The organism is Asticcacaulis sp. AC460, assembly GCF_000495795.1.
Taxonomy (GTDB): domain Bacteria; phylum Pseudomonadota; class Alphaproteobacteria; order Caulobacterales; family Caulobacteraceae; genus Asticcacaulis.
Window position 1 is genome coordinate 21,635 of record NZ_AWGD01000020.1, and the last position, 13,791, is coordinate 35,425.

The 13,791-nt window shown below is 62.4% G+C and carries 11 protein-coding genes; 5 read left to right on the forward strand and 6 right to left on the reverse strand.

Annotated features, from left to right (window positions below; all coding sequences use genetic code 11):
- Nucleotides 1-5: 5 nt before the first annotated feature.
- The 3 genes from ABAC460_RS35775 to ABAC460_RS0124610 form a co-directional block, all read right to left on the reverse strand.
- Nucleotides 6-554 (reverse strand): bactofilin family protein, encoded by a 549-nt coding sequence (locus ABAC460_RS35775; RefSeq protein WP_023453513.1) that lies wholly within the window; start codon nucleotides 552-554, stop codon nucleotides 6-8.
- Complete coding sequence (locus ABAC460_RS35780; RefSeq protein WP_235075803.1) at nucleotides 538-1,638, reverse strand: M23 family metallopeptidase; 1,101 nt, start codon at nucleotides 1,636-1,638, stop codon at nucleotides 538-540. Before ABAC460_RS35780 ends, ABAC460_RS35775 begins: the two co-directional genes overlap by 17 nt.
- A gap of 272 nt (nucleotides 1,639-1,910) precedes the next feature.
- Nucleotides 1,911-2,402 (reverse strand): peroxiredoxin, encoded by a 492-nt coding sequence (locus ABAC460_RS0124610; RefSeq protein ID WP_031236779.1) that lies wholly within the window; start codon nucleotides 2,400-2,402, stop codon nucleotides 1,911-1,913.
- 98 nt (nucleotides 2,403-2,500) lie between these two features.
- Here ABAC460_RS0124610 and ABAC460_RS35785 point away from each other — a divergent pair, with 98 nt between their 5' ends.
- Entirely contained in the window at nucleotides 2,501-6,667 is a 4,167-nt protein-coding gene (locus ABAC460_RS35785; RefSeq protein ID WP_023453516.1) for a YhdP family protein, read from the forward strand.
- 446 nt (nucleotides 6,668-7,113) lie between these two features.
- On the opposite strand, the gene tyrS is transcribed toward ABAC460_RS35785, so the two are convergent.
- A complete protein-coding gene (tyrS, locus tag ABAC460_RS35795) occupies nucleotides 7,114-8,385 on the reverse strand; it encodes a tyrosine--tRNA ligase (RefSeq protein WP_023453518.1) in 1,272 nt (423 codons plus the stop codon).
- Between the two features lie 87 nt (nucleotides 8,386-8,472).
- Between tyrS and ABAC460_RS35800 the strand changes: the two genes are divergently transcribed.
- The 3 genes from ABAC460_RS35800 to ABAC460_RS35805 all read left to right on the forward strand — a co-directional run bounded on the left by ABAC460_RS35800 (nucleotide 8,473) and on the right by ABAC460_RS35805 (nucleotide 11,554).
- The gene (locus ABAC460_RS35800) at nucleotides 8,473-9,600 is read left to right on the forward strand and encodes an anhydro-N-acetylmuramic acid kinase (RefSeq protein WP_023453519.1); all 1,128 of its coding nucleotides are present in this window, start codon (nucleotides 8,473-8,475) and stop codon (nucleotides 9,598-9,600) included.
- A gap of 70 nt (nucleotides 9,601-9,670) precedes the next feature.
- A complete protein-coding gene (locus ABAC460_RS48310) occupies nucleotides 9,671-10,090 on the forward strand; it encodes a hypothetical protein (protein WP_023453520.1) in 420 nt (139 codons plus the stop codon).
- A 78-nt stretch (nucleotides 10,091-10,168) separates the two neighbouring features.
- On the forward strand, nucleotides 10,169-11,554 hold the full coding sequence (locus ABAC460_RS35805; protein WP_081716537.1) for a serine hydrolase domain-containing protein: 1,386 nt from the start codon (nucleotides 10,169-10,171) through the stop codon (nucleotides 11,552-11,554).
- A 284-nt stretch (nucleotides 11,555-11,838) separates the two neighbouring features.
- Here the strand turns inward: ABAC460_RS35805 and ABAC460_RS35810 are convergent, their stop codons facing one another.
- Together ABAC460_RS35810 and ABAC460_RS35815 are read right to left on the reverse strand one after the other, a co-directional pair.
- A complete protein-coding gene (locus ABAC460_RS35810; RefSeq protein ID WP_023453522.1) occupies nucleotides 11,839-12,441 on the reverse strand; it encodes an alpha/beta fold hydrolase in 603 nt (200 codons plus the stop codon).
- 2 nt (nucleotides 12,442-12,443) lie between these two features.
- Nucleotides 12,444-13,094, reverse strand: coding sequence for an alpha/beta hydrolase (locus ABAC460_RS35815; protein WP_023453523.1), 651 nt, complete (start codon nucleotides 13,092-13,094; stop codon nucleotides 12,444-12,446).
- 171 nt (nucleotides 13,095-13,265) lie between these two features.
- Here ABAC460_RS35815 and ABAC460_RS35820 point away from each other — a divergent pair, with 171 nt between their 5' ends.
- A complete protein-coding gene (locus ABAC460_RS35820; RefSeq protein ID WP_023453524.1) occupies nucleotides 13,266-13,790 on the forward strand; it encodes an Rrf2 family transcriptional regulator in 525 nt (174 codons plus the stop codon).
- Nucleotide 13,791 lies beyond the last annotated feature (1 nt).

A 13,791-nucleotide genomic window follows, 5' to 3' on the forward strand; every position in this document is an offset into this window, starting at 1 on the left:
GTGGATTACTTCAGGTCGCCCAGGGCGCTGATATCATAGGTGCCCAGCGACGGCGAACCGTAGTCGCTGGTCGAGGCGGCGGGGCTGCTGACCGACGGGCTGGTCGCGCCAACGGGGGCGTCGACGCGGCGCGACTGCAGGCAGCGGCCCTGGAAGTAGGCGCCGACATCGATGGCCAGGGCTTCGTGGGTGATGTCGCCTTCGACATAGGCAGTCGCCTGAAGCTTGACCTGCTTGCCCGAGATCGAGCCGACGATACGGCCGCGTACCTCGATGGTGTCGGCCTCGACCTTGCCCTCGATGCTGCCGGACTCGCCGACGATCAGGTGGCCACACTTCACGTCGCCGCGAACTGTGCCATCCAGGTGCAGATCGCCGTTGCCGGTGATGTTGCCGTCGATGACCAGGCCTGAGCCCAGGCCGGACAACTTGGCGGCGGGGCGCGGCGCTTGAGCGGCCTGGCTGCGGTTGAGATTGATCTGCGGCGACTCGATCGGAGCCGGAGCGGGCTTGGCGGGCACGGGTTGTGCCGGTTTGTTAGTTTTGCTGAACATAATCTCCTGCCTTCAAAAAGCGTGCCGGGTTTTGCGGGCGACCGTTCAGCCACACTTCGTAGTGAAGGTGGACGCCGGTCGAACGTCCTGTCGAGCCCATCGAACCCACCCGCTGGTCGACGGCGACGCGTTGACCGGTCTTGACGGTGAAGTTGGCGAGGTGGGCATAGCGGGTCTTGAAACCATTGCCGTGGTCGATCTCGACGCAGTTGCCGTAGCCCGTGCGGACACCGACAAAGGAGACGACGCCGGGAGCGCTCGAATAGATCGGCGTCAGGTAGGCGCCGGAAAAGTCCTGGCCGGCGTGGAAGCGCGGCGCGTGGTTGAACGGGTCGAAGCGGACGCCGAAGCCCGAGGTTTCACGGGTGCCCAAGGTCGGCCGGCCGAAGGGCAGGCGGTCGGAGCTGTTCTGCAGGCCGCGCATGTCCGACAGGTCGTTGGCGGCATTGGAGACGCGGCGAGCGAAGTCTTCGTCGACATTGAGGACGGCGGCCAAAGTCTTGGCATCCTTGCCGGCCAGCGGGCCGCCCTGGCCGCCGGCGAAGATTGCGGGATTCAGGCCGGCGATGCGGAAGGCCAGGCGCAGGCGCTCGGCGCGCGTCTTGGCGAAGGTTTCAGCCTGGCTGACCATGCGCTCCTGCTCGGCGCGGATGGCGTAGATGCGCTCCATCGGCGGCAGGCTTTCGTCGACCTGGGCCGGAGCCAGGGCCACAGCTGCGCCGGGTACACCCTTGAAATCCTTGAGAAGATTGACCAGGCCGGCATGGCGGTTCTCAACCGTGGTGGCCAGGTCTTCCAGCGAACCGGAATTGGCGGTGGCGTGGTGGGTAGCCATATCCAGGCGGGCTTGGCGATCGGCGATCCAGCGCTCGGATTGGCGCTTCATCATCACCATCTGGTTCTCGGCGCCGCTGCCATGAGCGGCGGCGAAGAAAAGGCTGATACCCGTTGAGATGGCCAGCCAGGTGGCCAGGGCCGAGGCCACGAAAATCAGGAAAAACTGCTTTCCGGGGCTGATGACATAGCCTTTTGTCTCGCCGCCGGTGCGGATAAAGATGTGGCGTTCCGGGAGGATGGACTCCATCCAGTCGCCTAAGCCTTCAGAGCCGTTTTCACGCATAACCGCCGCCACCTAAACCGTTTATTAATTATGCCTTGGTGATTCGAACGGCGCAAGGTTTAACTCGCGCGGCTGTCAAGCTGTGCGACAGGAAAATCAGGAAAGTCATTAAAAACAGGAGGTTGATCATTGCGGTCCTTGCCTTCCGTCCCAATTTGAAAGTCGCATCCAACGACCTTCAAAATCGGTGCCGCCGCCCAGTCCCAAAACCGAGATAAGGATTGCATAAGGACATTTCAAGCCTGAAAAGCCGTTACCGCGGTTAACACTTCCGTGACATGGTTCTTGATCCGGACCTTGCGCCACTCTGCGCGCACCTGTCCTTGCGGGTCGATAATAAAGGTCGATCGGTCCGTACCCATATATTTACGCCCGTACAGCGACTTCTCACCCCACGACCCGAACGCATTGATAACCGATGTGGATTCATCTGACAGAAGCGGCATTTTCAGCCCGTACTTGCGGATGAATTTCCCGTGCGAGGTGAGATCATCCTTGGACAGTCCGAATAATTTCACCCCACGGGTGTCGAATTCTGGCACAGCTTCGGAAAAAGCACAGGCCTCCTTGGTGCAGGTTTCGGTATCGTCGGTCGGGTAGAAAAACAGCACAACCCAATGACCACGCAGGTCTTTCAGACGGACGACGCTACCGTCTGAGCACGGTAGTTCGAAGTCCGGCGCGGCATACGGCGTAAAAGAAGTTGCCATTTGTGACGATTTCGCCATGACATAGCCTCGCTTAACTGTCTAAAGACACAAATCCTGTAAAAAGAGTCGCCGTAACTGCACTGCTTTGGCGGCGCGCGTCCAGACGAAACAAACAATTGCCGCCCGAGCCGCTGAAGAAAATCCTGGAAACCTTTCGCAAGCGCCCGCGGCTGTTCGTTTTCGGCTGGCTGCTGCTGATGTTGCTGGTGTTTGCCTGGCGGTTGTCGCTGGGGCCGATCCGCATAGACGGCATCCGTCCGGTTATCATTTCGCGCATCGAGGCCAGCCTGCCGGGTACGAAGGCCAGTATCGGCCATCTCGACCTGGCATGGTTCGCGGATTCGCGAGCTGTCGGCTTCCGTTTCGACAATTTGATAATTCAGGACTCCTCGAAGCGTACCATTGTCCGCGCCGGGCGGTTGGAGACGGCCCTGGCGGCCGACAGTCTCATCCTGGCGCACTTTGCGCCCGCCCGTCTGACGGCCAGCGACGTCCTGGTCGTCGCCTCGGTTTCGAAGGAGGGGCGCTACGAACTGGGGTTCGATGCCCGTGGCAAGCCCGATACCGGCCCGGCGGGACTGGACCGGTTCTTCTTCGACCTGACCGGCCAGGAAAAGCTGGGCCGGCCGGTCAGTTTCGCCCGCCAGGTCAGCGTCCGCAACGCCCGACTGCGGCTGATCCAGGAAGACTCGGACCTGGACTGGACGGCGCAGATCGCCGCCATCGATTTTTCCAAGCTGAGGGGGAAGCTGGAGGCCAAGGCCCAACTGACCATCACCGGCGCCGACAGCCAGGCCAGTTTCCAGGCCCAGGCCAATGGCCTGATCGGTTTGAAACAGGCGTCCATCTCGGCCAATCTGAAACAGCTGGTGCCGGCCCATGTCTTCCCGTCGGTTGGGGTGACGCGCTACCTGTCGCGCATCGACGCGCCGGTGAACGGCCTGGCCCGTATCGACTACAGCCTGGCCCGGGGCTTCGACGGCGCCTGGGTCGACCTCGACGCCGGCGCCGGCCAGGTTGAGATGGGCGGCAGTCATCAGGTCTTCGAAAGCGCCCGTATCCGCGCCAGCTACAATTCCACCGACCACACCGCGCAGTTCCAGACCTTTCGTGTGCGCTCGCATCTTCTCGACACCGACCTGTCGGGCAAGGTCGTCATTGAGCCGGCTGATCCCAAGAAGAAGCGCGACCTGAAGATCGGGTTTGATTTTTCCGGGCCGCGCCTGACCGGGCGTCTGGCGGACGACTTTTCGCGCCAGACCCTGACCGACGCGCATTTCAAGGGCGCCTATATCCCTCAACAGCGCCGGCTGGAGATCGAGACCGGGAAGGGCTCACTCAACGGCGCGCCGTTCGAAAGCCAGGGCGTCGTCTATACCGACGCGCAGGGAAGGCTGGGGGCCGACCTCACGGCGCAGATCAATGGCCATTTCACCAAGGACGAGGTCTTCGCCTTCTGGCCCGAAGACCTGTCGCCCGGGACTCGCAGCGAGCTGATCAAGCGCATCCAGGGCGGAGACTACGCCAATGCCGACTTTGTTTTGAAGGCACCGCCGGGCCATTTCGAGCATGACCAGCTCCAGGACGAAGACCTGCGCCTCGACTTCGACTTCGACAATCTGGGCCTGATGATCGAAGAGCGGATGGAACACGCCACCGGCCTGCGCGGCCATGGCACCCTGCTGGGCAACAGTTTCACCATGGATGTCGACGCCGGTCGCCTGGTCGATGTCGTTTTGACCAAGGGGGCGCTGGATGTCCCCGACTTCCATGACCATGCCACGAAGACTTCGATCTGGCTGGAGGCCGAGGGTGACGCCGTGGCGGTGATCGAGGCGGTCGATCCGCTGGCCGACGGCGGTTTGGCGCAGGCGGGGCTGACGCGCGAACGCATGACCGGCCGGGCCACGGTTCGTGTCGATATCGCCTTCCCGACCTTCGGTGTGACCAATGACAATTTCGACCTCCGCTTCGACGGCCGGATCACCGACGCGTCGATGACCCAGGCGGCCCTGGGATGGGACCTCAGCGAAGGCGCGCTGACGGTCAAGGGCGACCTGATAGCCGACCGGATCGAGGTTGCCGGGCCTGCCAAGGTCGGGCCCTATGCCGGCGACATCACCTACACGACCCATTTCGACGCGCCGGGGGCCGAGGTCGACTTTACCGGTAGCTTCAACGCCGCCCAGTTCGGTGGTTCGCCGCGCGTGCCGGTAGCGATCACCGGCCATTTCGCCATGGCCGGCGGGAAGGGCGAAGGCACGGTCGATGCCGATATCTTCCGCGGCACCGTCAACTGGGAAGGCGACGGCGGTGAAGTTGAGAATGGGAGACCGTCCCAGGTCGTGATCGAAGGCGCCACCCTGGCCGAAGGCATGCAGGCGCAAGGCCTGCCGGTGTTCGAACGGTTGAAGCGCGAACTGCCGACGCGGATTTCCCTGTTGCGGTCGGGGGAGATCTGGTCCGGCGAGGTCGATGCCGAAGCCCTGTCCGGCGATATCGCCTATATCGAGGGCAAGCGGGCGCGCCTGGTCTACAAGTCGATCATCACGCCCGATGAGGCGCGCGAACTGGGTTATGGCGGCCTGCCGGTGTTCAACCAGGCTCGCCACCTGACCGTCAATGTCGCCCTGGACGACCAGTCCAAGGAAGCCCTTCTGAAGCTGGACGATATCAATGCCGTGCTGGGCTGGTCCGAGGTCGAGGGCAGCGACGAACTGCTGCGTCGTCTGAAAATGACCGTGCTGCCGCAGGACTGGGAAACCCTGGGCCTGCCGCCGGCCTTCTTTAGTCCCGCCAAGCCGGTGGATGTCACCGCCTTGTGGCAACAGGCCGGCGGCCACCTGCGCGGCGAAGTCAGGTTGCTGGGGCAAGTGGTTGATTTCGATATGCCTTCACGGGATGCCGTGGCGCCGGCCGACCCCTATACGCTGCGCGTCGAAGGCAAGGTGACCGACGAGGTCTTGCGCGCCCTTGGCTACAATCACGACCCGATCGAGATTGCCGGCGACACCGGCTTTGTCTTCAGCCTGTATGAGACGCCCGGTCATCCGGCGGCCCTGGTCAATGTCGACGCCCGGGCGGCGGAGCTGCGCATCAAGGCGACCGACTGGGACAAGCCGGCAGGCGAGGCGGCACGCTTTGCCATTTCGATGGACGACAAGGGCGATGGCCAAAAGGGCGTCAATGTCTCGCGCATCGCCGGCGCGGGCGACCAGATCCGCATCGATGGGCGGGCTTCGTTCGACGCAGACGGAAAGCTGGAATTCGCTGATTTTTCCGATCTTTATCTCAACAACTTCATTGACGTCCGCTATCAGTATTTTGCCGCGGATACGTCGGATGTCATCTCGATCAGTGGCCGCCAGCTGGATCTGCGGCCGTGGCTGAAGGGCCCGGACAAGTCCGGCCGACCGGTCGCCAAACCGGTGTCGGCGCCGGGTGTCAAACGCACGCAGGATATCCGTCCCGTCCACCTGGTGGTCGATCTCGACCAGTTGAAGATGTCAACGGAAGGCGCCTTCAGCCGGTTCAATGTCGATCTGAGCTGGGATGGCCGCAGCGGCCTGACGGGCGAAGGGGCAGCGATTACGGCCGATGGCAAGCCGGTGACCCTGACCTTGAAATCCCAGGGAACCTACAGCCTGTTCAGCGTGATGACGGCGGATTTGGGCAGTGTTATCCGCACGGCGTCGGGCGGCCGCAATGTCTGGGGTGGTGATGCGGTGATTGAGGGCGCCTATATGGACGGGCAGATCGACGCGACGCTGAAGGGCGAGGATGTCCGCGTCAAGCAGATCCCGGTCATGGCGCAGTTGCTGACGGTGGCTTCGTTGCAAGGGGTGGCCGATACCCTGACCGGCGAGGGGATTGCCTTCTCGGACTTCGAATTCCCGGTGCGCTATCGCGACCATACCCTGTTCATCGATAACGGCTGGGCCGAAGGCGAGGCCATGGGCTTCAGCCTGCGCGGGACGACCAATTTCGAGGCCAAGACGATGGATTTCGACGGCACCCTGATCCCGGCCTATCGCGTCAACGCGCTGTTCGGCAGTCTGGGGTCGAACGGCTTGGGGCTGCTGGGGCTGAAATACGGGCTCGGCGGAACGTACAAGACCCCGGCGCCGATGGTCGATCCGTTGTCGGTTATGATGCCGGGCTTTATCAAGGTGTGGGAACGCGACCAGGAGAAGGTCGATCCGATCGCGGCTTTGAACCTGCCGCCGGTCAAGGAAAAGTTGGCCCAGATCCGCGAAGAAAGCGAAGCGCGTTCAAAGAATTAGGCCGCGGTGCTTGTGTTGGTTCTGAACCTTTGCAAGAGGAACACGGAAGCCACGGAAGGCCGCTGCGCGGCGACACTGAAAACACGGAATTCCGGTTGATCCGTCTCCCGCGCGAAGCGCCTTAATAGATTCTTCGTGTGCGTCAGAAGGTCCGTGGTAATGCCGTCGATCTGGCTTATCTGGCTGATCTGTGGACCACACTTAATGCAGGTAGCGGCGAGTTCGGACGTTGGAAATTCGACCGCCTTCGATCCGGCGGAACCTCGGCGAGGGTTGTCCACAGATAAGCCAGATCGACGGTGTTTATGGGCACCATAGGCGCATTATGTAGACATCAAGAGGCGCTTCGTGCGGGAGACGGGTCAACCGGAATTCCGTGTCTTCCGTGCCGCCGCGCAGCGGCTTCGGTGGCTTCCGTGTTCCTCTTGCAAGGGTTCAGGACAACCTCAGACTGGCTTCACCAGCAGGATCTTCTTCTTGCCCTGGGACACCTTGATGACGCCGTCAGCGTTCAGGTCCGAAGCAGTTACCAGCTGGTTGCCGTCATTGATCGCCACGTCGTTGACCCGCAGACCGCCACCCTGGGCCAGGCGCCGTGCCTCGCCGTTCGATGAGGTCAGGCCGATCTTCGTCGCCAGGGCCGCCAGCATGATGCCTTCGTCCAGAACCGCGCGCTCGATTTCCACCGTCGGCAGGTCGGCCGACAGGACCCCCTGTTCGAACGCCTTCTGGGCCGTGTCGCGCGCCGTCGCCGCGGCTTCGCCGCCGTGCAGCAGTTTCGTCGCCTCGTCAGCCAGGACCTTCTTGGCGTCGTTGATCTCGGCGCCTTCCAGCGCCTCCAGGCGGGCGATCTCGTCCAGCGGCAACTCCGTGAACAGGCGCAGGAAGCGGCCGACATCCTTGTCTTCCGCATTGCGCCAGTATTGCCAGTAATCGTAGGGCGACAGCAGGTCGGCGTTCAGCCACACCGCGCCCGAAGCCGTCTTGCCCATCTTGGCGCCCGACGCCGAGGTCAACAGTGGCGTGGTCAAGCCGAAGGCATGCGCACCCTCACGGCCTTCACCCATCCGGCGGGTCAGTTCGACGCCGTTGATGATGTTGCCCCACTGGTCCGAGCCGCCCATCTGCAGAATACAGTCGTTGCGCAGGTTCAACTCGCGGAAATCGACCGCCTGCATCAGCATGTAGTTGAATTCCAGGAAGGTCAGGGGCTGTTCGCGTTCCAGCCGCAGCTTGACCGAATCGAAGGTCATCATCCGGTTGATGGTGAAGTGCGGCCCAAAGGTGCGCAGGAATTCGATATAGCCGTATTGCGACAACCAGTCGTCATTATTGACCATGGTCGCCTGGTTGCCAGTCTCACCGAAGGTGAGAAATTTCGTGAACACCTGTTTGATACCGTTCAGGTTTTCGGCAATCTTGGCATCGTCCAGAAGCTGGCGCTGGGTGTCCTTGCCCGACGGGTCGCCGACCTTGGTCGTGCCCCCGCCCATCAGGACGATCGGCTTGTGCCCCGTCTTCTGCAACCAGCGCAGCATCATGATCTGGACCAGGCTGCCGGCATGCAGCGACGACGCGGTGGCATCGAAGCCGATATAGCCGGTAATCATGCCTTTGGCCGCCAGGGCATCCAGCGCCTCGGCGTCGGTGCACTGGTGAATGAAGCCCCGCGACTGAAGCGTGCGCAGGAATTCGGATTTGAAGCTTGGCTCGGTCATGATTTGCGTGCAGTATCGGTGTGAAACAGAGAGAACGGTGTGTGACGAAAGCACCGTCCGGCGTCAAGTCAAGGCGTGGAGAAATTCATGAAAGTGTTGGGATTCATGACCGGAACGTCGTTGGACGGGATCGACCTGGCGATCCTGGACACCGATGGCGAAGCCATTGCCGATTTCGGGCCGTGGGCGGAAAAGCCCATGCCACCGGCCGTGCGCGGTATCCTCGAAAACGCCGTGCGCGCCGCCCTGGGCTGGCCCCGCGGCGCGGCCGAGCCTGCTGTGTTCGAGGAAGCCCGCCGGGTCCTGGTCGGATTTCATCTTGAAGCGGCGGATCATTTCCTCCGGCAGAACGGCTTGAGTTTCAAAGATATCGAGCTGATGGGGGTGCATGGCCAGACGGTCCTGCACGAACGCCCCCAGGCCGGCCGCAAGGGCCGCACGGTGCAGCTGTTCGACGGCCAGGCCTTTGCCGACGCCACCGGCGTGACCGTAGTCAGCGACTTCCGCCAGGCCGATGTCGCCGCCGGCGGGGAAGGCGCGCCGCTGGCCCCAGTTTATCACCGCGCCCTGGTGCAGAAGGCGGGGCTGGAGCTTCCGGTCGTGGTGGTCAATCTCGGGGGGGTCGCCAACATCACCCTGATCGACGAACATCTGACGGCGCTGGATACCGGCCCGGCCAACGGGCTGATGGACCAGTGGATGCGCCAGCACGGCCGCGGTGATTACGACCACGAAGGCCAACTGGCGGCGTCCGGTGTTGTGAAGGACGAAGTGGTCGCCGCCTATATGGGCCATCCCTATTTCGCGGCCTCGGCGCCCAAGTCGCTGGACCGCTACGACTTCACCCTGGAGCGGGTCCAGGGCATGGCGATCGAGGACGGCATGGCGACCCTGTCGGCCTTTACCCTGCAAAGCCTGCTGGCCGGAATCGACCAGGTCGGCGCGACACCGAAGACCGTCATCCTGGCCGGAGGCGGCCGCCACAACGCCCATCTGGTGCGCGGCATCACCGCGGCCTTGGCGCCGGCGAAGGTGGTGCTGGCCGAGGATCTGGGCTGGCGCGGCGGCGCAGTCGAGGCCGAGGCCTTCGCCTATATGGCGGCGCGGTCCCTGCGTGGATTGCCGATTTCCTTCCCGGGTACGACCTCGGCGCCGGAGCCCTTGACCGGCGGCGTGATCTCTTCGCCGAGAGGGCGCAGCCAGTCGGTCGCCTGAGCCGGGAAAGCCGATCCTATCGCTTTCTTATGTTGCGTGGCCGACACTGGATCTTCTGAGGAGACCCAGTATGAAGTACGTTGCGCTTATTCTGCTGAGCCTGGCCGCCTGTGCGCCGCGAACCGAAACCGTACCCACTGCCTCGTCCGAGGTCGCCAGTGCGGCACCGGCAGCGTCCGTCATGACGCCGGTTGCAACGGGCGATGTCATTCCGGACGCCTTTACTGGGCGTTGGGACGCCAGCACGGCCGCCTGTGCCGACGGCAGCGAATTGAAGCTGGAAATCGCGCCGAAGGACCTGCAATTCTATGAAAGCCGCGGCGCCGTCGAAACCGTGTCGATCGCAGGTCCCACGGACATTACCGTCGTCGCGGAGATGTCGGGTGAGGGCGCGCAATGGCAGAGGACCCTGCGCATGGTGCTGGGCGAGAGCGGTAAGACCCTGACCATCGACGGCGGTACCGGCGGAGTCAGAATTCGCTGCCCGTGACAGATTTGTAATCCTCCGCGCCTTGGAGCCGCTTGGCCGCTGTGTTAGTCACGGTAGATACGTGTTGGGGAGGCTTCGATGGCTGGAAAATCGTTCTTGGGAGTTGGCGCGGTGTTCGCCCTGATGGTGGCCGCGGGGGCCGCCTTAGCCGTCACGCCGGAGCAGTCCGCCCGCATCGACATGGTGGTGCAACAGGCCATGGCCGCCAACCAGACGCCTTCGGCCCAGGTGGCTGTGGTCGAAAAGGGCAAGATCGCCTTTTCCAAGGCCTATGGTCTGGCCCAGATCGGACCGGATGTGCCGGCGACGACGGCGTCGCGCTATCAGATCGCCTCGGTTTCCAAGGCCTTTACTGCCGCGGCGGTGATGCTGCTGGTCGATGACGGTAAGCTCTCGATGGAGGACAAGGTCTCCAAGTGGTTCCCGGAGCTGACCCAGGCCAACGACATCACCATCCGCCAGTTGCTGAGCCATACCTCGGGCTATTCCGACTACTGGCCACAGGACTATGTCATGCCGTCGGTCCAGGGCCAGACCACGCCGCGCGCCATTATGGATCAGTTCGCCAGGGCGCCGCTGGACTATCAACCCGGCGAGGACTGGCAATATTCCAATACCGGCTTCGTCGTCGCCGGGCAGATCGTCGAAAAGGTCTCCGGCAAGCCGCTCTACAAGTTCATCGAGGACCGCATCTTCAAACCGGCCGGGATTACCGATGGTCTGGATGCTTCGGCCGTCGAGCTGAAGGCGCCCGATGCCGTGGGTTACCAGCGTCAGGGTTTGGGCCCGAACCGGTTGACGCCCAAGGCGGGGCGCAATTGGCCCTACGGGTCGTGGCCACTGGCTTTGACTGCGGAAGATGTCGCCAAGTGGGACATGACCCTGATCCGCCGGTCATTGTTGTCGCCGGCGGGGCATGACATTCAGATCCAGACGGTCAAGCTGAACAACGGTAAGGACACCGGCTACGCCATGGGGTGGTTCGTCGCCAAGACCAATGGCCGGACTCTGGTGTCGCATGGCGGCGAGGGCGCGGGTTATCTGACCGAAAACCGTATCTATCTCGAGGACGGGGTGGCGATCGTGGTGTTGACCAACACCATGACCGGTTCGGCGCACGGCGATATCGCCGACCGTATTGCCTATATCCTGCTGCCGCAAACCGGTGTCGATGCGAAAGTGCTGGCCACGTTCGAAGCGCTCCAGAAAGGCGAGGCGGACCGTTCGGCCTTCACGGATAATTTCAACGATTTCCTGAGCGAGCGGGCCCTAGCGGACCACCGCGAGAATTTGGGTGCCATGGGTGCGCCGATCCAGTTCACGCTGGCCCGGTCGAGCAATCGTGGCGGCATGGAGATGCGCAGCTATCGTCTGCGGATGGAGAACGGCAAGGATTTGCGCTTAAGCGTCTATGTCACCAAGGAAGGCAAGTTCGAGCAGTTCCTGATGTATGGGGTGAACTGAATATTGATGAAAGGGCGCCTCCCGCGCGAAGCGCCTTCAATCATTCGCTTACATGCCGGTTGAGTGCGTAGACGCCGTCCATCTGGCTTATCTGGCTTATCTGTGGACAACCCTTTGCGTCGGCTCCGTCGTACCGGAGAGCGGCATTTTATAACCGCCTCCATCGCTGCGGAACCTCGGCGAGGGCTATCCACAGATAAGCCAGATAAGCCAGATGGACAGTGGTAATGAGACGATTCAGCAGGCCGCGTACCCTCTTTAAAGGCGCTTCGCGCGGGAGGGGGCTACGCAAAATGCGTACTGATGGCGTCCACCACGTCGTTTGGGCGGGTGTGGATCAGGTCGTGTTCGCCGCCCGGGACGACCATCAACCGAGCGTTCGGCAGATACTGCTCGAAGTGCCGACCCACCGCAAGCGGGCTGATCGGATCGTTGTCGCCCCAGATCAGCAGGGTCGATTGGTGGATGTTGAGGAGGTCATGGGAGACGTCCGGCCGTTGATCGATAACCCAATCGGCCACTTGGGGGAATTCGCGGCGGTACTCCGGCCGCCAGTCGTGGGCGCCCAGGGCCGAGACATCCATGCCGCCAGCCGTCACCGCCAGAACCAGCCGCCGCACCTTGTCGGGATGGCGCAAAGCCACAGTCAAGGCGATGGCGCCGCCCATGGACTGTGCCAGCAGGTCGACAGGTTCGCCGCCAAGTTGGGCTTCGACCAGGCCGACCAGATCGTCGTAGCTATTGACCGCCGGATCCGGCGGATTGGCGCCAAGGCCGGGCCAGCCGAAATAGGTCTTATGCCAATCGACGGGGAGCCTGTCGCCCAAAGGCCGCCAGAAGTCAGGATTGCCGCCGACGCCCGGCAGGAAGAACAGGCGCCGAGCCATTTTTATTCGGCGTGACCGGACAGGCGGCGGTCGAGATAGGCGCCGACGTGACGCTCGACCTCGCTCAGTTGCTCCGTCCAGAAATGGTTCGCATCCGGCACGACTTCGTGGTCGATGGTGATGCCCTTCTGGGTGCGCAGCTTGGCGACGACGCGGTCGACTTCGGTCGTCGGCACGATGCTGTCATTGCCGCCGTGCAGGAACATGCCGGAAGCCGGGCAGGGTGCCAGGAAGCTGAAATCATAGGCGTTGGTCGGCGGTGAAACTGAAATGAAGCCGTCGGTTTCCGGGCGGCGCATCAGCAATTGCATGCCGATATAGGCGCCGAAGTCGTAGCCGGCGACCCAGAATTGCGCTGCGGTCGGGTTCTTGGCCTGAAGCCAGTCCAGTGCGGTGGCCGCGTCGGCCAGCTCGCCAATGCCCGAATCGAATTCGCCCTGGGACTTTTGCACGCCGCGGAAGTTGAAGCGCAGGACCGAGAAGCCGCGCGTCATGAACAGGTGGAACAATTGTACCGTGACCGGATTGTTCATGTGGCCGCCGGCCTTGGGGTGCGGATGCAGAATCAGGGCGATCGGCGCGTTTTCCGTCTTGCCGGCACTGTATCGGGCTTCGATGCGTCCGGCGGCTCCCGCCAGGATGACTTCAGGCATGCAATCACCTTGTTAAATCAAAAAATTCCGCAGTGCACACCATAATACTTGACTGTTTTACTCGGAATTACTAAGGTCGCAGTCAGACCGGTTGGCGCGCGCTAGACGCGCCTCTTAGCACAAAGATTTGTCTTTGCGCAGGTTTTTACAAGAATTCCGCGAAGGTCGCTTATGCGCTTATCCACCAAGGGACGTTATGCCGTTATGGCCATGACCGACCTGGCTTTGAACGGTCAGGTGGGACGGCCGATTTCGCTGTCGGAAATCTCGGAACGGCAACAGATTTCGCTGTCCTATCTCGAACAATTGTTCGCCCGTTTGCGCAAGGCCGGGCTGGTCAAAAGCGCGCGCGGGCCGGGTGGTGGTTATTCACTGGCGCGCGGCGCGGATCGGCTTTTTGTTTCGGAAATCGTCCTGGCGGTCGATGAGCCGATTAAGGCCACACGCTGCGAGTTGACGTCGAACAAACTGGGCGCCAACAAGCGCCTGGGTAAGGACCAGGCGGCGCGCGAAATCGGCTGCATGCCGGGCGGCCAGCGTTGTCTGACGCACAATCTGTGGGAAGATCTGGGTGTCGCCATCCACGATTACCTGTCCCAGGTGTCGCTTGAGGACGTGATCCGCAAGCGCACCCGCAAGAAGGTTCAGATCACCACGCCCGAACCGGTGCGCCCGCCGGCGCTCCTGGAGGCTTGAA